Source organism: Klebsiella spallanzanii (assembly GCF_902158555.1).
Lineage (GTDB): Bacteria > Pseudomonadota > Gammaproteobacteria > Enterobacterales > Enterobacteriaceae > Klebsiella > Klebsiella spallanzanii.
Map to the genome: position 1 here is coordinate 50,838 of NZ_CABGGS010000046.1, position 20,251 is coordinate 71,088.

Genomic DNA, 20,251 nt, shown 5'->3' on the forward strand with positions numbered 1-20,251 from the left:
AATATGTTAAGGGTGTACCACTCAAACCGTCTGGATGTCCTTGAAGCGTTGATGGAATTTATCGTCGAGCGCCAGCGGCTGGACGACCCCTTCATGCCTGAAATGGTGCTGGTGCAAAGTACCGGGATGGCGCAATGGCTACAGATGACGCTGGCAAAGCGATTCGGGATTGCGGCCAATATTGATTTCCCGCTTCCCGCCAGTTTTATCTGGGACATGTTCGTACGAGTGCTGAAAGACATTCCCGGTGAAAGCGCGTTCAGCAAACAAAGCATGAGCTGGAAGCTGATGACCCTGCTGCCGCAGCGTCTTGACGATGAGGCCTTCACGCTGCTGCGCCACTATCTGAACGATGACAGTGACAAGCGTAAACTGTTTCAGCTGGCGACAAGGGTAGCGGATCTCTATGACCAGTATTTGGTTTATCGCCCTGAATGGCTAATGCGCTGGGAGGCTGACGGACGCGTTGACGGCCTTGGTGAAGCGCAGGAGTGGCAGGCGCCTTTGTGGAAAGCGCTGGTGGAGTACACTGCAGAACTGGGGCAGCCGCTGTGGCATCGCGCCAATTTATATCAACGTTTTATCAGCGCGCTTGAAGCAGCTGAAGAGCCGCCCGCCGGGCTGCCGTCGCGGGTATTTATTTGCGGGATTTCGGCGCTGCCGCCGGTGTACCTGCAGGCGCTACAGGCGCTGGGTAAACATGTTGATGTTTACGTCCTTTTCACTAACCCGTGTCGCTACTACTGGGGTGACATCAAAGATCCGGGATTTCTGGCAAAACTGATGTCCCGCCAGCGCCGCCACCACCGTGAAACGACCCGAGAGTTGCCGTTGTTTCGTGATGCTGAGCAGGCTCCGGGCTTGTTTAACGACGCCGGGGAGCAGGACGTTGGTAACCCGCTTCTGGCTTCCTGGGGCAAGCTGGGGCGAGATTATATTTATCTGCTGGCGGGCCTTGAGCGCTATGAAGAACTGGATGCCTTTGTCGATATTGCGCCGGATAACCTGCTGCATAATCTTCAGGCGGATATTCTCGAATTGCGCAATGAGGCGGTGGCCGGGCGCAGTGCCGAAGAGTTCGCCAACAGCCGCAGCAAACGGGCGCTCGCTGTGGATGACCGCAGCCTGACGATTCATGTTTGCCACAGCCCGCAGCGCGAAGTCGAGGTGCTGCACGACCGGCTGCTGGCGATGCTTGAAGAGAACCCCGAACTGACGCCGCGCGATATTATCGTTATGGTGGCGGATATCGATAGCTACAGTCCCTATATCCAGGCCGTCTTCGGCAGCGCCAGCGGTGAACGCTGGCTGCCGTGGGCGATTTCCGACCGCCGCGCACGTGAATCCCACCCTGCATTACAGGCATTTATCACGCTTCTTTCGCTTCCCGATAGCCGCTTTGCCAGCGAAGATGTTCTGGCGCTGCTGGATGTTCCGGTACTGGCCGCGCGGTTTAACATTGACGAAGAAGGGCTGCGCTATCTGCGCCAGTGGGTTAACGAATCTGGCGTACGCTGGGGAATGGATGACGACAACGTGCGCGAACTCGACCTCCCGGCAACCGGCCAGCACACCTGGCGCTTTGGCCTGACGCGGATGCTATTGGGCTACGCTATGGACAGCAGCGAAGGGGAGTGGCGCTCGGTGCTGCCGTATGATGAGTCGAGCGGGCTCATCGCCGAGCTGGTGGGCAATCTGGCATCGCTGCTGATGCAGCTTAATCTCTGGCGTCGCGGGCTGGCTCAGGATCGCCCGTTAGCCGAGTGGCTGCCGGTATGCCGTGACCTGCTTAACGACTTTTTCCTTCCGGACAGCGAAACGGAAGCGGCCCTGACGCTGATTGAACAACAGTGGCAGGCGGTGATTGACGGCGGCGTAGAAGCGCAATATGGCGAAGCGGTTCCGCTGTCGCTACTCCGCGATGAGCTGGCTCAGCGGCTCGATCAGCAGCGAATCAGCCAGCGCTTCCTCGCAGGGCCGGTAAATATTTGCACCCTGATGCCTATGCGTTCAATTCCTTTCAAAGTGGTCTGTCTGCTGGGGATGAACGACGGTGTTTATCCTCGCACCCTCGCGCCGCTGGGCTTTGACCTGATGAGCCAGAAGCCGCAGCGCGGCGACCGCAGCCGTCGCGATGATGACCGCTATCTGTTCCTCGAAGCGCTGATGTCGGCCGAGCAGAAGCTGTATATCAGCTATATTGGCCGTTCAATTCAGGATAACAGCGAGCGCTATCCCTCCGTTCTTGTTCAGGAGCTGGCGGACTATATCGGCCAGAGCCACTGCCTGGCGGGCGATGAAGCACTGGATTGCGATGCCAGTGAGCGTCGCGTCAAAGAACACATCACTCATCTGCATACCCGAATGCCCTTTGATGCCGCAAATTTTCTGACCGACGAAGATCAAAGCTATGCCCGGGAATGGCTGGCCGCAGCCAGCCAGCAGGGTGAGGCGCACGGCGACTTTATCCAGCCTTTACCGGCACCTGAAATTGATCACTTACCGTTAGAACAGCTGTTGCGTTTCTGGCAGCACCCTGTTCGCGCTTTCTTTCAGCAGCGGCTGCGGGTGAATTTCCGCTCAGAGGAGAGTGAGATCCCTGATGACGAACCTTTTACCCTCGAAGGGCTGAGCCGCTATCAGCTCAACCAGCAGTTGCTCAATACGCTGATTGAACAGCATGATGCCTCGGCGATGTATCGTCGTTTCCGCGCCGCCGGGGAATTACCTTACGGCGCTTTCGGCGAACTGGCCTGGGAGAGCCAGCGGCAGGAGATGCAAAATCTGGCCGAACGGGTGATAGCCTGTCGCCAGCCGGGGCAAAGTATGGAAATCGATCTGCAATGTAACGGAGTCAACATTACGGGCTGGCTACAGCAGGTACAATCCGACGGTTTGCTGCGCTGGCGACCATCGTTACTGAGCGTGACGCAAGGAATGCAACTTTGGCTGGAGCATCTTGTCTATTGTGCTAGCGGCGGTAATGGCGAAAGTCGACTGTTTGTGCGCAAAGAAGGAGAGTGGCGCTTTCCCCCGCTGGCGCAGGAACAGGCTCAGGAATATCTGAATGAGCTTGTTGAGGGCTACCTGCAAGGGATGTCAAAACCTCTGCTGCTGCTACCAGAAAGCGGTGGCGCATGGCTAAAAGTCTGTTATGACGCTGAAAAGGATGTCATGTTAATGGACGAAGAAACGCAGCAAAAAGCGCGCAGTAAATTTCTTCAGGCTTATGAAGGCAACATGGTGGTCAGCGGCGAAGGTGCCGATGTCTGGTACCAGCGCCTGTGGCGTACTCTGGAGCCGGAATACTTTGAAGAGATCGTTGCGCAAACGCAGCGCTATTTGCTGCCGGTATTTCGTTTCCATCAGTCCGAATAACATTGTAATAGTATAAAAATTGCGCAATGGATGGCAGTTCATTTATGATGCGCAGCGAATCACGGACTGATGTTTTATAAAGGCTGCATATTGTGCAGCGCCAGGTTTGTTAATGATGAGGTCCGTGAATGCCCCGCAGTTTATGGTTCAAGGTTATTGTTGTACTGGCCGCCCTTTGGGCGCCGTTAAGTCAGGCAGACACCGGATGGCAACCGATTCAGGAAACCATCCGTAAAAGCGAAAAAGATACCCGCCAGTATCAGGCGATTCGCCTCGATAACGGCATGGTGGTGTTGCTGGTTTCCGATCCGCAGGCAGTGAAATCGCTGTCGGCGCTGGTTGTTCCCGTGGGTTCGCTGCAGGATCCCGTCGAGCATCAGGGGCTGGCCCACTTCCTGGAACATATGACGCTGATGGGCTCGAAAAAGTATCCCCAGCCTGACAGCCTCGCCGAGTTCCTCAAGATGCACGGCGGCAGCCACAACGCCAGTACCGCGCCGTATCGCACCGCGTTCTATCTTGAAGTAGAAAACGATGCGCTCAACGGCGCAGTGGATCGCCTGGCTGACGCGATTGCCGCACCGTTGCTGGATAAAAAATATGCCGACCGCGAGCGTAATGCGGTTAATGCCGAGCTAACGATGGCGCGGACCCGCGATGGTATGCGCATGGCGCAGGTTAGTGCAGAAACCATTAACCCGGCGCACCCCGGATCGCAATTTTCGGGCGGTAACCTTGAAACGCTAAGCGACAAGCCCGGTAAACCGGTTCTTGACGCGCTGCACGCTTTCCGCGATAGCTGGTATTCCGCCAACCTGATGAAAGCGGTGATCTACAGCAATAAACCTTTGCCGGAGCTGGCGAGCATCGCCGCAGCTACCTATGGTCGCGTGCCGAACCACGATATCAGCAAACCGGAAATCACCGTCCCGGTAGTGACCGATGCGCAAAAGGGCATCATCATTCATTACGTCCCGGCGATGCCGCGCAAAGTGCTGCGCGTGGAATTCCGCATTGATAACAATAGCGACCAGTTCCGCAGTAAAACCGACGAGCTGGTGACCTATATGATCGGCAACCGTAGCCCGGGCACGCTTTCTGACTGGCTGCAAAAACAAGGGCTGGTTGAAGGCATTCGGGCGGACTCTGACCCGGTCGTTAACGGTAATAGTGGGGTGCTGGCTATCTCTGCCACCCTTACGGACAAAGGGCTGGCGCACCGTGATGAAGTCACTGCGGCCATTTTCAGCTACCTCAATCTGCTGCGCAGTCAGGGGATCGATAAACGCTATTTTGACGAACTGGCCCATGTGCTGGCGCTCGACTTCCGCTACCCGTCCATCAACCGTAATATGGATTACGTCGAATGGCTGGCCGACACCATGATCCGCGTGCCGGTTGAGCATACGCTGGATGTCGTCAATATCGCCGATCGCTACGATCCGCAGGCGATCAAAGACCGTCTGGCGATGATGACGCCGCAAAATGCCCGTATCTGGTATATCAGTCCGAAGGAACCGCATAACAAGACGGCCTACTTTGTTAACGCGCCCTATCAGGTAGATAAAATCGGCGAGCAAACTTTCGCCGACTGGCAGCAGAAATCCAGCGCTATCGATCTCAAGCTGCCGGTGCTGAACCCCTATATTCCAGACGATTTCACCTTAATCAAAAGCGACAAGGCCTATTCGCATCCGCAGTTGATTGTTGATGAACCGACGCTGCGGGTGATTTATGCGCCGAGCCAGTACTTCGCCAGTGAACCCAAAGCGGATATTTCGCTGGTTCTGCGTAACCCGCAGGGCATGGACAGCGCCCGCCGTCAGGTGATGTTTGCCCTCAATGATTATCTGGCGGGTATCGCGCTCGATCAGCTCAGCAACCAGGCAGCGGTTGGGGGCATCAGCTTCTCTACCGGTGCAAATAACGGGCTGATGGTTAACGCTAACGGCTACACGCAGCATCTGCCGGAGCTGTTTAACGCCCTGCTGGACGGTTACTTCAGCTACACGCCTACCGAAGAACAGTTGGATCAGGCCAAATCCTGGTATGCTCAGATGATGGATTCGGCGGATAAAGGCAAAGCCTACGATCAGGCGATTATGCCGATTCAGATGGTTTCTCAGGTGCCGTACTTCCAGCGCGAAGAGCGTCGTGCGCTGCTGCCGTCAATTACGCTCAAAGAGGTGCTGGAGTACCGCGATAATCTCAAAGCGAAAGGGCGTCCGGAGCTTTTGGTGATTGGTAATCTCACCGCCGATCAATCAACTGCCATGGCGCGGCAGATTCAAAAACAGCTGGGCGCAGACGGTAACGAATGGTGTCGTAACAAAGACGTGCTGGTAAACAGCAAACAGCTGGCGATTTTTGAAAAAGCGGGTAACAGCACCGATTCCGCGCTGGCTGCGGTCTTCGCACCGCCGAACGTGGACGAATATACCAGCTCTGCTGCGAGTTCTCTTCTCGGGCAAATTGTGCAGCCGTGGTTCTATAACCAATTGCGTACCGAAGAACAGCTGGGCTATGCGGTCTTTGCTTTCTCGATGAACGTTGGTCGCCAGTGGGGAATGGGCTTCCTGCTGCAAAGCAGCGATAAGCAGCCTGAATTCCTCTGGCAACGCTTCCAGGCCTTCTTTCCGACGGCGGAAGCCAAACTGCGGGCAATGAAGCCGGAGGAGTTTGCGCAAATTCAGCAGGCGGTTATCAGCCAGATGCAGCAAGCGCCGCAAACCCTGAGCGATGAAGCGTCGAAGCTGAGCAAAGATTTCGATCGCGGTAATATGCGCTTCGATTCACGTGATAAAGTAGTGGCTCAGATTAAACTGCTGACGCCGCAAAAACTTGCCGACTTCTTCCATCAGACGGTGGTGGATCCGCAAGGCATGGCGATACTGTCACAGATTTCCGGCAGCCAGAACGGCAAGGTTGAATACGCTCATCCGCAGGATGGCAAAGTCTGGGAAAACGTCAGCGCATTGCAGAAATCCTTACCCCTGATGCGAGAGAATGAATGACCGATACCGCCGAGTCTCTTGACCCCCTGCGCTTGCCCCTGACGGGCGAGCGTCTGATAGAAGCCTCTGCGGGCACCGGAAAAACCTTTACTATCGCCGCGCTCTATCTGCGGCTGCTGCTGGGGCTGGGCGGTGAATTCGCCTTCCCCCGGCAGGTCAGCGTAGAAGAGCTGCTGGTGGTGACCTTTACCGAGGCGGCGACCGAAGAGCTGCGCGGGCGTATTCGTAGCAATATCCACGAGCTGCGCATCGCCTGTCTGCGCGACAGCACCGACAATCCTCTCTACGCCGGGCTACTGGCGGAAATTACCGATAAAAACCAGGCGGCGCAAACGCTGCTGCTCGCTGAACGCCAGATGGATGAGGCCGCGGTGTTTACCATTCACGGTTTCTGCCAACGGATGCTGAGCCTCAACGCTTTTGAATCCGGCATGCTGTTTGAACAGCAGCTGATTGAAGATGAATCCCGCCTGCGCTATCAGGCCTGCGCCGACTTCTGGCGTCGCCACTGCTACCCGCTGCCGCGCGATATCGCTGCGGTTATCCACGAGGCGTGGAAAGGCCCCCGCGACCTGCTGAAGTCAATCGACCGCTGGCTGCAGGGGGAAGCGCCGCAGCTTAAATCACCGCCGCCCGCTGAAGAAACGCTGGCCGAGCGCCATCAGCAAATCGTTGGGCGCATTAATGCGCTTAAGCAGCAGTGGATGCAGCAGGCGGGTGAGATTGAAGCCGTGCTGGAAAGCTCTGGCCTTGACCGGCGCAAATTCAATCGCGGCAATCAGGGAAAATGGCTGGAGAAAGTGAATGCCTGGGCGCAGGAAGAGACCCTGAGCTATCAGCTTCCGGAAGCCCTGGAAAAGTTCTCTCAATCCTTCTTAATTGAGCGTACCAAAGCGGACGGTGCGCCGCCGGTACATCCGTTGTTCAGCGCGGTTGAGGCGCTGCTGGCGTCACCGCGAACCTTGACCGATCTGGTTATCGCCAGGGCCATGGTCGAAATCCGTGAAGCAGTAGCACGTGAGAAACGTCGTCGCGGCGAACTGGGCTTCGACGATATGCTCAGCCGCCTGGATGACGCTCTGCGCGGAGAGAGCGGAGAAGCGCTGGCCAGCGCGATCCGTCAGCGCTTTCCAGTGGCGATGATTGATGAATTCCAGGATACCGACCCGCAGCAGTACCGTATTTTTCGTCGAATCTGGCGGCAACAGGCAGACACCGCACTATTGCTGATTGGCGATCCTAAACAGGCCATCTACGCCTTCCGCGGCGCGGATATCTTTACCTACATGAAGGCGCGCGGGGATGTCGCCGCCCATTATACGCTGGACACGAACTGGCGTTCCGCGCCGGGAATGGTTGAAAGCGTCAATCGCCTGTTTAGCCTGAGCGATAATCCTTTTATGTTCCGCGAAATCCCGTTCTTGCCGGTGAAATCGGCAGGTAAAAATCAGGGGCTGCGCTTTACCGTCGATGATGATGCGGTTCCGGCGATGAATATCTGGCTAATGTCAGGCGAAGCCGTGGGCGCGGGTGATTACCAGACGTTTATGGCCCAGCTATGCGCGGCGCAAATTCGCGACTGGCTTAGCGCGGGCCAGCAGGGCAGGGCGCTGCTATGGCGTGGCGAAAAAGCTGAGCCGGTGCGGGCTTCGGATATCACGGTGCTGGTGCGTAATCGCCAGGAGGCATCGTTAATTCGCGATGCTCTCCAACTGCTGTCGATTCCCTCTGTGTATCTTTCCAACCGCGATAGCGTGTTTGAAACGCCGGAGGCGCAGGAGCTGCTATGGTTGCTGCAGGCGGTGCTGGCTCCGGAGCGTGAAAACACCCTGCGCAGCGCGCTGGCGACCTCAATGTTTGGCCTTAACGCGCAGGATATCGAAAACTTCAATCACGACGAACGGGCGTGGGATGAGTTGGTAGAGGAGTTTAGCGGCTACCGGCAAATCTGGCGCCAGCGCGGTGTTATGCCGATGCTGCGCGCGCTGATGACCGCGAGGCGCATCGCAGAAAATTTGCTGGCGACCCGCGGCGGCGAGCGGCGTCTGACCGATGTCCTGCATATCAGCGAGCTGCTTCAGGAGGCGGCGAATCAGCTGGAGAGCGAACACGCGCTGGTGCGCTGGTTAGCTCAGCACATCGCTGAGCCGGACAGCAACGCTTCCAGCCAGCAGATGCGCCTGGAGAGCGACAAACATCTGGTGCAGATTGTCACCATCCACAAATCGAAAGGGCTGGAGTATCCGCTGGTTTGGCTGCCGTTTATCGCGCGTTTTCGTAAGCAGGACCAGGCGTTTTATCACGACAGAAGTTCCTTTGCCGCCGTCCTCGACCTTGGCGAGGATGAGGGCAGCATGGAGCTGGCGGAGGCCGAGCGTCTGGCCGAAGATTTACGTCTGCTGTATGTTGCGCTGACCCGTGCGGTCTGGCACTGCAGTCTTGGCGTTGCGCCGCTCAGCACCCGTCGCAGTGACAAACCCGGCGTCAGCGATTTTCACCACAGCGCCCTGGGCCGTCTGCTACAGGGTGGAGAAGCGATGGATGCTGCTGGACTGATGGCACGCTTGCAGGCGTTCTGCTGCGATAACATCGCTTTGCAACTCCCGACGCTGACGGCGCAGACTCCCTGGCAGGCTCCACAGGAGGAGCTGCCACCGCTCTCTGCCCGCATGCTTGAACGCTCGCTGGCTGACGACTGGCGGGTTACCAGCTACTCTGGCTTGCAGCAAAATGGGCACAGCGCGGCGCAGGATCTTTTGCCGCGTCTGGATGTCGATGCCGCAGGCGTCGGCGAGGTAGCGGAAGAGCCACAGCTTACGCCGCACCAGTTTCCTCGCGGCGCGTCGCCGGGGACATTCTTGCACAGCCTGTTTGAAGATATTGATTTTACCCAGCCGGTTCCCGCTGACTGGATGGCGGAAAAGCTAAAACTGAGTGGGTTTGAGGAGAAATGGACGCCGGTGCTGACCGATTGGCTCGACGGCGTGCTGTCCACTCGTCTGCCGGGAGCGGAGATTGCCCTGAATCAGCTCAGCGAACGCGATAAACAGGTGGAAATGGCTTTTTATCTGCCCATTGAGCAGCCGCTGGATCCGCTGCATCTGGATGCGCTGATTCGTCAGTACGATCCGCTCTCCGTCGATACCCCTACGCTCGACTTCCGCCAGGTGCGCGGCATGCTGAAAGGCTTTATCGACCTGGTGTTCCGCCACAATGGCCGTTATTACCTGCTGGATTACAAATCCAACTGGTTAGGTGAAAACCGCGTGGCCTATACCCAGGACGCTATGATGCAGGCGATGCGCTCGCATCGCTACGATTTGCAGTATCAGCTCTACAGCCTGGCGCTGCACCGCTATTTACGTCACCGGATTGCCGATTATGATTATGAGCGTCATTTCGGTGGGGTCATTTATCTCTTTTTACGCGGTATGGATGGGCAGGAAGGTGGTCAGGGGATCTTTACCACCCGCCCGGTGCAGCCGCTGATTGACGGCCTTGATGCCCTGTTTGCTGGGGAAACGCAGGAGGTGGGGCTATGACTATGGATGAACTGTTACTGGAAGCGGCTGAACAGCGGCTGCTGCGCCCGCTGGATGTCCAGTTTGCGCTGATGGTAGCGCAAGAGGCGCACCCTGCGGTCAAGCTGGCCGCCGCGATCCTGAGCCGCGATGCCGGTGAGGGGCACGTCTGCCTGCCCATTTCTCGTCTCAAAGATGATGAGCTGTTGGGCGGAAAAACGGCGGGCCTGCGCGAGCAAATTCTTGAGCTGACAGGCATCCCGGACGACTGGTCAACGCTGCTGCTTGGCTCTGAAGCCGTCAGCCGCGGTGATCGTCCGACGCCCATAATCCTCTGTGGCGAGCGGCTCTATCTCAATCGCATGTGGCGCAACGAACTCACCGTCGCTCGCTTTTTTAACGAAGCCAATCAGGTGCTGGAAGTTGATGAAAGCCTGTTGACTTCGACGCTCGATGCGCTGTTTCCGCCCGGCGATGAAATTGACTGGCAAAAAGTGGCGGCGGCGGTTGCCTTGACCCGCCGTATCTCGGTGATTTCCGGCGGCCCCGGTACGGGGAAAACCACGACCGTTGCCAAACTATTGGCAGCGCTGATTCAGACCAACGCCAGCCCGCGTTGCCGTATTCGCCTGGCGGCACCGACCGGTAAAGCCGCCGCACGTCTGACCGAGTCCCTTGGCGCTGCGCTGCGCCGCCTGCCGCTAACGGAAGCGCAAAAGGTGCTGGTACCGACGGAAGCAAGTACTCTCCATCGTCTGCTGGGCGCTCAGCCGGGGAGCCAGCGGCTGCGCTATCACGCCGGCAACCCGCTGCATCTTGACGTGCTGGTGGTGGATGAAGCCTCGATGATTGACCTGCCAATGATGTCGCGCCTGATTGATGCCCTGCCGGAACACGGACGGGTTATTTTCCTTGGTGACCGCGATCAGCTTGCTTCGGTAGAGGCCGGTGCGGTTCTTGGTGATATCTGCGCATGGGTTAACGCGGGATATACTCCGGAGCGGGCGGCGCAGCTCGGTCGATTGACCGGTCAGCCGGTGCCTGCAGGCGAGGGCGAGATCGCAGGCGCCCTGCGCGACAGTCTGTGTCTGCTGCAAAAAAGCTACCGTTTTGGTCGCCATTCCGGCATTGGTCATCTGGCCTGGGCCGTGAATAGCGGCGAGCGCAGCGCGGTTCGCGCGACGCTGCGCCAGTCGTTTGACGATATCGCGCTCTACCCGCTTAGTACGACTGAAGAGTATGAAGCGATGCTTGTTCAGGCACAGGCGGGCTATGGTCGCTTCCTGCAATTGCTGCGCGAACGGGCTGAGCCAGAAGCGCTGATTGCCGCCTTTGGCGAGTTCCAGTTGCTGTGCGCGCTGCGCGATGGCCCCTATGGCGTTAGCGGGGTGAACGAACAGCTTGAGCAGGTGTTAAATCGTAAGCGGGTGATTGCTTTACCACGTCATTCTCGTTGGTATGAAGGACGTCCGGTGATGATCTCCCGCAATGACAGCGCGCTAGGGCTGTTTAATGGTGATATCGGTATTGCGCTGGAAAGAGGCGATGGCCTTCGCGTCTGGTTCCCGATGCCCGATGGCAGCGTCAAGTCTGTACAGCCAAGCCGCCTGCCGGAACACGATACCGCATGGGCGATGACGGTGCATAAATCGCAGGGCTCGGAATTCGATCATGCTGCGCTGATCCTCCCTTCGCGCAGCGTGCCGCTGGTGACTCGCGAGCTGGTTTATACCGCGATAACCCGTGCGAAGCAGCAGTTGTCGATCTATGCCGATGAGCAGGTGTTGGCCCAGTCGGTTGTCGCGCGTACCGAGCGACGTAGCGGTCTGGCGGATATTTTTGCCGCTCAGTGAAACCTGACCTGCCGGGCTCAGTACCCGGCGCTAATAGGGGGCAACTAAAGGCATAACCCACAGCAGGGATATGGAATTCATGGCGAAGAAATACTTCGCCGAACCCTTTGGAAGGGGAGGGTTTGAGACGTTGACTACCACGATAACAATGGAAGAAATCACCAGGTTAATGACGGATAGCATCATGAAAACAAAGAAAATAAACAGCCCAGCGCCATAGGCGCTGCCAGAAGCGCCTCCGCTCCCGATCATCATCAGCAGAACAAGTAGCCAGGGATAAAGTGAAATGACGGTGACGATTAATTTTATATTTCTTACAAACCAGTTTGCTGATTGCTTCATAATGAATTCACATCCTTTGTGTTTTGTATTGATATCAAAAGGTCAGAGATTGAATATGGGTAAAATCATCCATAATAAAGAAATAGAGTTTATTGCCCAGAAATAACCAGCGGTCCCTTTTTCATTTGTTGCGATAAATGCATTTATCAGAATGATAAAGATAATTGAAATGATAAAATTTATAAATGACAGCCCAGCCAGCGTCAGGGCAACCGTAGCTCCTGCGCTAAAAAATCCTCCCGCAGGCTTATCTCTGATATCGAGAAAGACCGATAGCATGAGTATCCAGGGATATAAAGAGAGTATTAAGGTAATTTTTCGTCTGTAGCGGGAAAACCCGTTTTCAGAGGGATTCATTAATGGCGCTCTCCGTACTTATATTTTTAATTCCGTTATGCCTAAATATAAGTGAGGCTAGCCTTCAGGGGAAGTGATTAAAAATAAGTGGGGGTATTGAGCGCGGGATAATATTCCCCGGTCACGCAGGCGCTTCCGGGGATAAATTTATCAGGCCAGGTCTGCCATCAACACTTTGGAGCGACGCTGATAGTTATACATCTCTTTTTTGCTCTCCGGTAGCAGGTCGACATCCACCGGGGTAAAGCCGCGCTCCTGGAACCAGTGAATGCTGCGGGTCGTCAGTACAAACAGTTTGCTCAGGCCCATTTGTCTCGCCTGAGCCGCAATGCGCTCGAGCAGCACTTCACCGCGTGATGAGCTACGATAATCCGGATGCACCGCTACGCAGGCCATTTCACCAATCTTCTCTTCCGGGAACGGATAGAGCGCGGCGCAGGCGATGGTGGTGTTATCGCGCTGAATAATGGTGAACTTGTCGATTTCCATCTCCAGCTGTTCGCGTGAACGACGCACCAGAATACCCTGCTGTTCGAGCGGGCTTATCAGCTCAAGGATCCCACCGATATCGTTGATGGTAGCGCGACGGATCTGCTCGGCGCTCTCCATCACAATTTGGGTACCGATACCGTCTCGAGAGAACAGCTCCTGCAGCAGGGTGCCGTTTTCCTGATAGCTGATCAAATGACAGCGACGTACGCCGCTGCGGCAGGCTTTTACCGCACCGCGCAGGAAGCGAACCGTACCGGAGCTGTAGTCTTCATCCGCTTCCATCTCCTCCACTCGCGCCTGGGCTTCGTTGGGGAACAGTTCGGAGACGATATCGCCATTCTGGTTGAAGACCCCTTGCGACGAGCAGAAGCCGATCATCTTCTCGGCTTTGAGCTTAATCGCCAGCTGGGTGGCAATCTCTTCGGAGGTCAGGTTAAAGCTTTCGCCGGTGACCGACACCGCAACCGGGCCCATCAGCACAATCGCACCGTTATCCAGCTGGCGGTGAATGGCTTCTTCATCAATGCGTCGAATACGCCCGCTGTGGCAGTAATCTACGCCGTCATCAACCCCTAGCGGCTGCGCGATCAGGAAGTTGCCGCTGACCACGTTGATGTGGGCACCCTGCAACGGCGTGTTGTTGAGGCTCATTGACAGGCGAGCCGTAATTTCCAGCTGCAGCATACCCGCAGCCTGCTTAACCAGTTCGAGAGTTTTGGCGTCAGTCACTCGGGTTTGTTTGTGATAAACCGGCTCGTGGTGATGTTCCGCCAGATTGGCGTCAATCTGCGGGCGCGCGCCATAGACGACGACCAGGCGAATGCCCAGGCTGTGAAGCAAACCTATATCATTGACAATACTTGAGAAATTATCATGCTCGATGGCTTCTCCGCCCAGCATGATGACAAACGTTTTACCCCGATGGGCGTTAATATAGGGAACAGAATGGCGGAATCCCTCTACCAGTTCGGTGCGACGTTCCTTCACCATGACACAACCTCAATGCATGATTATTCGTAATTACTGTATTTTTATTCTGTTTCGTCGGCAAACGCAAGCCCCAATTTGCCGGTGAGCCGAGAAAGCAGTGTGAGCTAAATCAGGGTGTCAAAGATTGTTTACCCTTTTATAGATGACAGGTTATACGCCTTTCGTTAAAGTTTCTGGTCAATCTGTTTGTTTTAAATACGAATGCGTTTTTATTGCTTGGGAGTGGCATGTCGGGATACAAGTCAGGATTAAGCCGCCGCCGTTTTTTACAAGGGGCGGGCGCCATGTGGTTAATGAGTGTGAGTCCGGTTGGGCTGGCGGCTGCGGCGCAGGTGGTTGCCGTACGCGTCTGGCCATCGTCGACCTACACGCGCGTCACCGTGGAGTCCAACCATATCCTGAAATATCGGCAGTTTGCGCTCAGCAATCCCGAACGACTGGTTGTTGATCTGGAAGGGGTTAACCTCAATTCCGTGCTCAAAGGCATGGGAAGCCAGATTCGTGGCGACGATCCTTATATTCAATCCGCCCGCGTGGGTCAGTTCGATCCGCAGACCGTGCGTATGGTGTTCGAGTTAAAACAGAATGTGAAACCGCAGCTGTTTGCTCTTGCCCCGGTTGCTGGTTTTAAAGAGCGTCTGGTCATGGATCTCTACCCCTCCAACGCCACCGATGTGCAGGATCCGCTGCTGGCGCTGCTGGAAGATTACAATAAAGGCGATCTGCAGCGGCAGGTACCGCCTGCGGAGAGCGGGCCGAAACCGGGTAAAGCCGGGCGCGATCGGCCAATTGTTATCATGCTCGATCCCGGCCATGGCGGTGAAGACTCCGGCGCGGTGGGGAAATATCACACCCGCGAGAAAGACGTGGTGCTACAGATTGCCCGACGGCTGCGTGCGCTGATCGAGAAAGAGGGCAATATGAAGGTCTATATGACCCGCAACGAGGATGTCTTTATCCCGTTGAAGGTTCGCGTCGCCAAAGCGCAAAAGCAGCGCGCTGACCTGTTCGTTTCCATTCACGCCGATGCATTTACCAGCCGTCAGCCCAGCGGCTCGTCGGTGTTTGCCCTGTCAACCAAAGGGGCCACCAGTACCGCAGCTAAATATCTGGCGCAGACCCAGAATGCCTCGGATCTGATTGGCGGCGTAAGCAAAAGCGGCGATCGCTACGTCGACCATACGATGTTTGACATGGTGCAGTCGCTTACCATCGCCGACAGCCTGAAATTCGGTAAGGCGGTGCTGGAAAAAATGGGTAATATTAATAACCTGCACAAGAACCGTGTTGAGCAGGCGGGCTTCGCGGTGCTGAAAGCGCCGGATATTCCATCGATTCTGGTGGAAACCGCGTTTATCAGTAACATCGAAGAAGAGCGTAAATTGAAAACGGCGAAATTCCAGCAGGAAGTTGCAGAGTCGATTCTGGCAGGGATAAAAGCCTACTTCGCCGACGGCGCGACGCTGGCAAGGCGAGGGTAACGCAACAGGAAAGGTAAATGGCTCTACTGAAGAGCGCGCACGGCGGCAACATCCGCGAGGCCGCTGCGCTATTGGGTATCTCTGCGGAACAGCTATTGGATTTTAGCGCCAATATTAATCCGCTGGGGATGCCGGAAAGCTTAAAACGCGGCATCATTGACAATATGGCCTGTGCCGAGCGCTACCCTGACGTTGAGTACCAGCAACTGCATCTTGCGCTGGCGGAACACCACCGTATCCCTGCCTCATGGATCCTTGCCGGAAACGGCGAAACCGAAGCGATCTTTACGCTCGTCCAGGGTCTGAAGCCCCGTCAGGCGATGATCGTTACTCCCGGTTTCGCCGAGTATCGCCGCGCGCTGCAGTCGGTTGACTGCGAGGTACGGGAGTTTCTGCTGCGTGAGGAGGATGGCTGGCAGCTCACCGGGGCCATCCTCGACGCCCTGACGCCGGATCTGGACTGTTTATTCCTCTGTACGCCGAACAACCCTACCGGCCTGCTACCCGATAGCCGTCTTCTGGCGTTAATTGCTGAGCGTTGTAGGTTGCTGGAAATCTCGCTGATTCTTGATGAAGCGTTTATCGATTTTATTCCCGACGAGTCGGGGTTTATTCCGCTTCTGCGCGATAACCCGCACGTATGGGTGCTGCGTTCGCTCACTAAGTTTTATGCTATTCCCGGTCTGCGTCTGGGGTATCTGGTGAATAGTGATGAACGGGCGGTCGCGCGAATGCGCGAGCGTCAGATGCCGTGGTCGATTAACGCCTTTGCCGCGCTGGCGGGGGAGATTATTCTTCAGGATAGCGCTTATCAGCAGAAAACCTGGCGGTGGCTGGAGGAAGAGGGGAAGCGCTTTTACCATCAACTGCGCCATATTCCCGGCCTGACGGTCTATCCAGGTCAGGCAAACTATCTGTTTTTACGCTGCGACGTGCCGGACCTTGATCTGCAATACGCTATGCTGCAACAGCATATACTGATCCGCAACTGCGCCAACTATCCGGGGCTCGACGGGCGCTACTTCCGCGTTGCCATTCGCAGCCAGCAGGAAAATACGCAGCTTCTGGCGGCTTTCAGGCAGGTATTTAGCGGGTAGAAACTCTAAGATCTGTGGGTTTCCCGGTGGCGCTGCGCTGACCAGGCTACGGTTTTACAGTCGGTAGCCCGGGTAAGGCGTTTACGCCGCAATCCGGGGAATGTGCTCCCCGGCTACGATTTTACAGCCGTCTACGGACAGGTAGCCCGGACAGGCGCGTCGAGCGCCACCTCCGGGAAATAGGGCAACAGGAGAGTGCTGGCGCTAGCGCAATTTGACGCCGCCCTGCACCATGCGCAGCAGGTGCTGCTCAGGCCAGGATTCGGTAAGCCGCTTCTCTTCCAGCCGCCGCTGCAAATACTCAATATTGTGACGTTCGCGGTCGAGCATCAGGCCGACCACGCTGCCGCTGTGCGCCACGTTCAGGCCGTATAAATCGCACTCTTCTACCAGCGCCAACAGCGCATCAAATCCCGGTTTTGGCAGCAGGTGCTGGCTGGCGATGGCGCTGAGCGTCGCAGCCTCACCCATCCGTCGCGGATTATCCGTCTCACAGGCCTGTTGAATTTTTCCCCATGCCTGTTGCAGGGCGGCAGAATGAGCGTGCAGTTTTTCAAGCCGGGGAAGACGGTGATAATCGGTGGTCAGTAGCGTTTCCGGGCTTTCAAGCACCAGCAGATCGAGTTTAGGCTGAGAACAACAGGCAATTTGCGTTTCGGCGGTGTTGTGGTCAAACAATGTAAGCTGACGGAACAGGGTGCTGTCGGTGGGCTCCAGTGAAACACAAAGCTGGGCGAGGGTAGTTTCATCCAGCGGGTGACCAAGATGATGCGCGGTAGCTACCGCCGTTGCGGCGATATCCGCAGTGCTGCTGGCCATACCTTTGGCGACCGGAATGGTGGAGCAAATGTCGATACGAATCTCTTTGCTCAGCTCTGCCGGATAGCGCCAGTAGTTTAGCAACCTGTCGACCATTGCCCGTGAAAGCGGACGCTCATCCGTGCGAGGTGAACCGTAGTCCACCTCGACGGTGCTGTACCAGTCAACGGGGCAGGAGACCAGCTTTTCGCTGCCGAGGATCCAGCCCTGGATGAGTTCGCCGCAGGAGGCGGGGCATTGCGCAACAGCCACGTTTATTACCCTTTGCTCAGATTGCCAGGGCGCATAGTGTCATGCCGATCCCGCTATTTCCATGATTCACCGCAATTTGCCGGGCGGCGAACTCAGGCTGAAACGGTTAACGTCTGCGCTTCAGGCAGCGCGAGGCGCATAACGTCACGGGCAATCATCAGCTCTTCATTGGTATTAATGACCGCCACTTTGACTACCGCATTTTCGGTCTGAATAAAGGTGGCGTTGTGCTGGTTTTTCTCTTCATCGACCGACAGCCCGAGAAAATTCAGGTTGTGGCAGATTGCACTTCTGGCGCGGGCCGAGTTTTCACCTATACCGCCGGTAAAAATCAGCGCGTCCAGGCCGCCCATCTGCATGATATAGCTGCCGATGGTGGCGCGAATGCGCTCGGCAAACAGCGTCAGCGCCAGGGTTGCCCGTTGATTACCGCCATCAGAGGCTTGTTCGACATCGCGATAATCGTGCGAGACGCCGGAAACGCCAAGCAGGCCAGATTCGTTATTCAGTAGCTGGTTGAGCTGCTCCGGGGTTTTACCTTCATGCAGCGCCAGCCACGGTAAAATCGACGGGTCGATATCGCCGCTGCGGGTGCCCATCATCACGCCGGACTGCGGCGTAAAGCCCATCGAGGTATTCACCGAACGCCCGCCTTTGATCGCGCAAACGCTGCTGCCGTTACCGAGATGGCAGCACACTACGCGCAGCGCGCTCAGCGGCACGCCCAGCTTCTCAGCCAGCGTCGCGCTCACGTACTTATGGCTGGTGCCGTGGAAGCCGTAGCGGCGAATGCCCAGCTCGCTGTAGTAACGCCAGGGCAGCGGATAGATAAACGCGCGCTCATCCAGCGTCTGGTGAAAAGCGGTATCAAACACCGCCACCGACGGTGCATCGGGCAACAGCTGGCGGAAGACTTTAATGCCCAGCGCGTTAACCGGGTTATGTAGCGGAGCGAGTTCCGCCAGGCGTTCAATTTCCGCTAAGGTTTCATCGGTGACCGGTGTCGAATCTTTAAAACGTTCCCCGCCGTGCGCCACGCGGTGACCGACGCCGTCGATATCCTGCAAACTGTTAATAATGCGATAGCCAAGAAGCTTTTCCAGCAGCAGAGTAACGGCTTCGCGATGATCGGCGATCGGCGCCGACTCCTGCCATTTCTGCTCCGGGGTTTTGATAGTGACCTGGGCGTTTGCCATACCGATACGTTCAATCAGTCCCTGGCAGAGCGTCTCGCCCTGCGGCATTTCCAGCAACTGGAATTTTAACGATGAGCTGCCGGCGTTAATGGCCATTATTTTGTAAGACATAAAGGTTCCTTCGAATTCAGAAAATCCAGCACGGCGTCGAGACCCGAGTTATTCAGCGCGCTGGTAATAAAAATCTGCTGTGCGCCAGCCTGCGTAAGCCATTCCGCAACCAGCGAAATACGCTGCGGCTCGGCCAGATCGGCCTTGGTGACCAGGCCAATCGTCGGTCGGTTCATCGGGGCGGTAAAACCCGGAGAAAAGGGCGACCACTGGGCGTCGGCATTCAGCACCAGGGCGATAACGTCGGCCTCGCAGGCGCTGGTTAGCAGGGCGCTGTACAGGCAGCGGTTCTCCAGGTACTCGCCCGGCGTGTCGATGGCCATCGGCGACCATTCAATGGCCTGGGTTTTCTTATAATGGAGCGCTTCGCCGCGTAGGCTTTGGGTCAGCGAGGTTTTCCCGCACTGGCTGGGGCCGATAAACATCAAACGCTTCATTGGCTTACGTCCGGGTAATCGAACAGGTGGTGAATTGCATCATCTCGCCCAGCGTGCGCGTCACCTGCTTGAGGGCATATTCCACAGCAGAAACGTCGCCGGTCAGCACCACCGCACCGGTAAAGCGATCGAGAAAACCAATTTCCACCGCGCCGGATTTAGTGGCGATATCGCAGGCGATAATCGACGCTTCGCTCGGCGTGATGGTAAGGATGCCAATGGCGGAAACCGCATCCGGCAGGCCCAGCTTCTTAAAGAGATCTTTCCCAGGATTAGCAATCAGGTGCGCGAGGGTGACCTGTTTCCCCGGCACGTATTCCTGAATCATGCGATCCGTTGTCGGTTGTCTTTCCATTATCCCTCCACCATCTGTCGCCACATGGCTTCATGCGGGCGCGGGATCACCGAACGGTAAACCAGCAGCCCTTTTTCGCCCGCACTTTCGCTGGCAACCGTCACGGCGTTATTGACGTCAGAAACGTCGCCCGCCACCACCATGTAGCACTTACCGCCGATGCCGAAGGCCATATGCACTCTTACCAGGGTGACGTTTGAGGCTTTCACCGCCCGGTCCGCGGCGCTGATACAGGCCGCCACGCTCCAGGTTTCGACGATGCCGACCGCCTGGCGTTTTTCGACGCTGTTCAGGCCGCTCATAGCCGGGAGAATGCTGGGATGGATGTTCGCCAGCACCATGCTGTCGACGAGCATCTCGCCGGCCAGCGACGTGCCGGTTTCAATGGCCTGCTGGAGCGCGCCGATATCGCCGCCCAGCATCAGTAAAAACTTACCTGGGCAGATGGTCTTGCTGACCAGTAGATCGACGTTGGCGCTTTTCAGCATTGCATCACCAAGCTCCATGCCTTTGGCGATGCTGGTGAGTTCTAAAATTCCTATAGCCTGAGACATGG

14 protein-coding genes are annotated in these 20,251 nt (G+C 56.5%); 6 read left to right on the plus strand and 8 right to left on the minus strand.

Going from position 1 to position 20,251, the window contains the following annotated elements:
* Window positions 1–3 precede the first annotated feature (3 nt).
* From recC to recD, 4 genes are all read left to right on the plus strand, one after another.
* On the plus strand, window positions 4–3,378 hold the full coding sequence (gene recC / locus FN082_RS26745) for an exodeoxyribonuclease V subunit gamma (RefSeq protein WP_142982673.1): 3,375 nt from the start codon (window positions 4–6) through the stop codon (window positions 3,376–3,378).
* Between the two features lie 128 nt (window positions 3,379–3,506).
* Window positions 3,507–6,392, plus strand: coding sequence for a pitrilysin (gene ptrA, locus FN082_RS26750; protein ID WP_139540153.1), 2,886 nt, complete (start codon window positions 3,507–3,509; stop codon window positions 6,390–6,392).
* Window positions 6,389–9,934 (plus strand): exodeoxyribonuclease V subunit beta, encoded by a 3,546-nt coding sequence (recB, locus tag FN082_RS26755; protein WP_142982674.1) that lies wholly within the window; start codon window positions 6,389–6,391, stop codon window positions 9,932–9,934. The genes ptrA and recB overlap by 4 nt, the downstream gene beginning before the upstream one ends.
* The gene (gene recD, locus FN082_RS26760; protein WP_142982675.1) at window positions 9,931–11,766 is read left to right on the plus strand and encodes an exodeoxyribonuclease V subunit alpha; all 1,836 of its coding nucleotides are present in this window, start codon (window positions 9,931–9,933) and stop codon (window positions 11,764–11,766) included. Before recB ends, recD begins: the two co-directional genes overlap by 4 nt.
* 30 nt (window positions 11,767–11,796) lie before the next feature.
* Here recD and FN082_RS30060 read toward each other — a convergent pair whose 3' ends face one another.
* The 3 genes from FN082_RS30060 to argA all read right to left on the minus strand — a co-directional run bounded on the left by FN082_RS30060 (window position 11,797) and on the right by argA (window position 13,947).
* On the minus strand, window positions 11,797–12,108 hold the full coding sequence (locus FN082_RS30060; RefSeq protein ID WP_208431175.1) for a hypothetical protein: 312 nt from the start codon (window positions 12,106–12,108) through the stop codon (window positions 11,797–11,799).
* Between the two features lie 42 nt (window positions 12,109–12,150).
* The gene (locus FN082_RS26770) at window positions 12,151–12,465 is read right to left on the minus strand and encodes a hypothetical protein (RefSeq protein WP_139540150.1); all 315 of its coding nucleotides are present in this window, start codon (window positions 12,463–12,465) and stop codon (window positions 12,151–12,153) included.
* 150 nt (window positions 12,466–12,615) lie between these two features.
* Entirely contained in the window at window positions 12,616–13,947 is a 1,332-nt protein-coding gene (gene argA / locus FN082_RS26775; protein ID WP_139540149.1) for an amino-acid N-acetyltransferase, read from the minus strand.
* Window positions 13,948–14,174: 227 nt separating this feature from the next.
* On the opposite strand from argA, the gene amiC reads away from it, so the two are divergent.
* Window positions 14,175–15,428: an N-acetylmuramoyl-L-alanine amidase AmiC gene (gene amiC / locus FN082_RS26780; RefSeq protein WP_142463313.1), complete on the plus strand. Its 1,254-nt coding sequence runs from the start codon at window positions 14,175–14,177 to the stop codon at window positions 15,426–15,428.
* A 17-nt stretch (window positions 15,429–15,445) separates the two neighbouring features.
* Complete coding sequence (cobD, locus tag FN082_RS26785) at window positions 15,446–16,525, plus strand: threonine-phosphate decarboxylase CobD (protein WP_142982676.1); 1,080 nt, start codon at window positions 15,446–15,448, stop codon at window positions 16,523–16,525.
* Window positions 16,526–16,729: 204 nt separating this feature from the next.
* Here cobD and FN082_RS26790 read toward each other — a convergent pair whose 3' ends face one another.
* From FN082_RS26790 to pduT, 5 genes are all read right to left on the minus strand, one after another.
* A complete protein-coding gene (locus FN082_RS26790; protein WP_142982677.1) occupies window positions 16,730–17,596 on the minus strand; it encodes an L-threonine kinase in 867 nt (288 codons plus the stop codon).
* A 92-nt stretch (window positions 17,597–17,688) separates the two neighbouring features.
* The gene (locus tag FN082_RS26795) at window positions 17,689–18,903 is read right to left on the minus strand and encodes an acetate/propionate family kinase (RefSeq protein ID WP_142982678.1); all 1,215 of its coding nucleotides are present in this window, start codon (window positions 18,901–18,903) and stop codon (window positions 17,689–17,691) included.
* Window positions 18,888–19,340 (minus strand): propanediol utilization protein PduV, encoded by a 453-nt coding sequence (pduV, locus tag FN082_RS26800; RefSeq protein ID WP_000826277.1) that lies wholly within the window; start codon window positions 19,338–19,340, stop codon window positions 18,888–18,890. Before pduV ends, FN082_RS26795 begins: the two co-directional genes overlap by 16 nt.
* 4 nt (window positions 19,341–19,344) lie before the next feature.
* Window positions 19,345–19,695, minus strand: a complete 351-nt coding sequence (gene pduU, locus FN082_RS26805) for a propanediol utilization microcompartment protein PduU (RefSeq protein ID WP_000441100.1) — start codon at window positions 19,693–19,695, stop codon at window positions 19,345–19,347.
* A complete protein-coding gene (pduT, locus tag FN082_RS26810; RefSeq protein ID WP_142982679.1) occupies window positions 19,695–20,249 on the minus strand; it encodes a propanediol utilization microcompartment protein PduT in 555 nt (184 codons plus the stop codon). The genes pduU and pduT overlap by 1 nt, the downstream gene beginning before the upstream one ends.
* Window positions 20,250–20,251: the final 2 nt, after the last annotated feature.

Excerpts from the sequence above, each read along its gene's own strand:
- recB (WP_142982674.1), top strand. The coding sequence starts at position 6,389 with ATGACCGATACCGCCGAGTCTCTTGACCCCCTGCGCTTGCCCCTGACG.
- ptrA (WP_139540153.1), top strand. The coding sequence starts at position 3,507 with ATGCCCCGCAGTTTATGGTTCAAGGTTATTGTTGTACTGGCCGCCCTT.
- argA (WP_139540149.1), bottom strand. The coding sequence starts at position 13,947 with ATGGTGAAGGAACGTCGCACCGAACTGGTAGAGGGATTCCGCCATTCT.
- amiC (WP_142463313.1), top strand. The coding sequence starts at position 14,175 with ATGTCGGGATACAAGTCAGGATTAAGCCGCCGCCGTTTTTTACAAGGG.
- FN082_RS26795 (WP_142982678.1), bottom strand. The coding sequence starts at position 18,903 with ATGTCTTACAAAATAATGGCCATTAACGCCGGCAGCTCATCGTTAAAA.
- recC (WP_142982673.1), top strand. The coding sequence starts at position 4 with ATGTTAAGGGTGTACCACTCAAACCGTCTGGATGTCCTTGAAGCGTTG.
- FN082_RS30060 (WP_208431175.1), bottom strand. The coding sequence starts at position 12,108 with ATGAAGCAATCAGCAAACTGGTTTGTAAGAAATATAAAATTAATCGTC.
- recD (WP_142982675.1), top strand. The coding sequence starts at position 9,931 with ATGACTATGGATGAACTGTTACTGGAAGCGGCTGAACAGCGGCTGCTG.
- cobD (WP_142982676.1), top strand. The coding sequence starts at position 15,446 with ATGGCTCTACTGAAGAGCGCGCACGGCGGCAACATCCGCGAGGCCGCT.
- pduV (WP_000826277.1), bottom strand. The coding sequence starts at position 19,340 with ATGAAGCGTTTGATGTTTATCGGCCCCAGCCAGTGCGGGAAAACCTCG.
- FN082_RS26770 (WP_139540150.1), bottom strand. The coding sequence starts at position 12,465 with ATGAATCCCTCTGAAAACGGGTTTTCCCGCTACAGACGAAAAATTACC.
- pduU (WP_000441100.1), bottom strand. The coding sequence starts at position 19,695 with ATGGAAAGACAACCGACAACGGATCGCATGATTCAGGAATACGTGCCG.
- pduT (WP_142982679.1), bottom strand. The coding sequence starts at position 20,249 with ATGTCTCAGGCTATAGGAATTTTAGAACTCACCAGCATCGCCAAAGGC.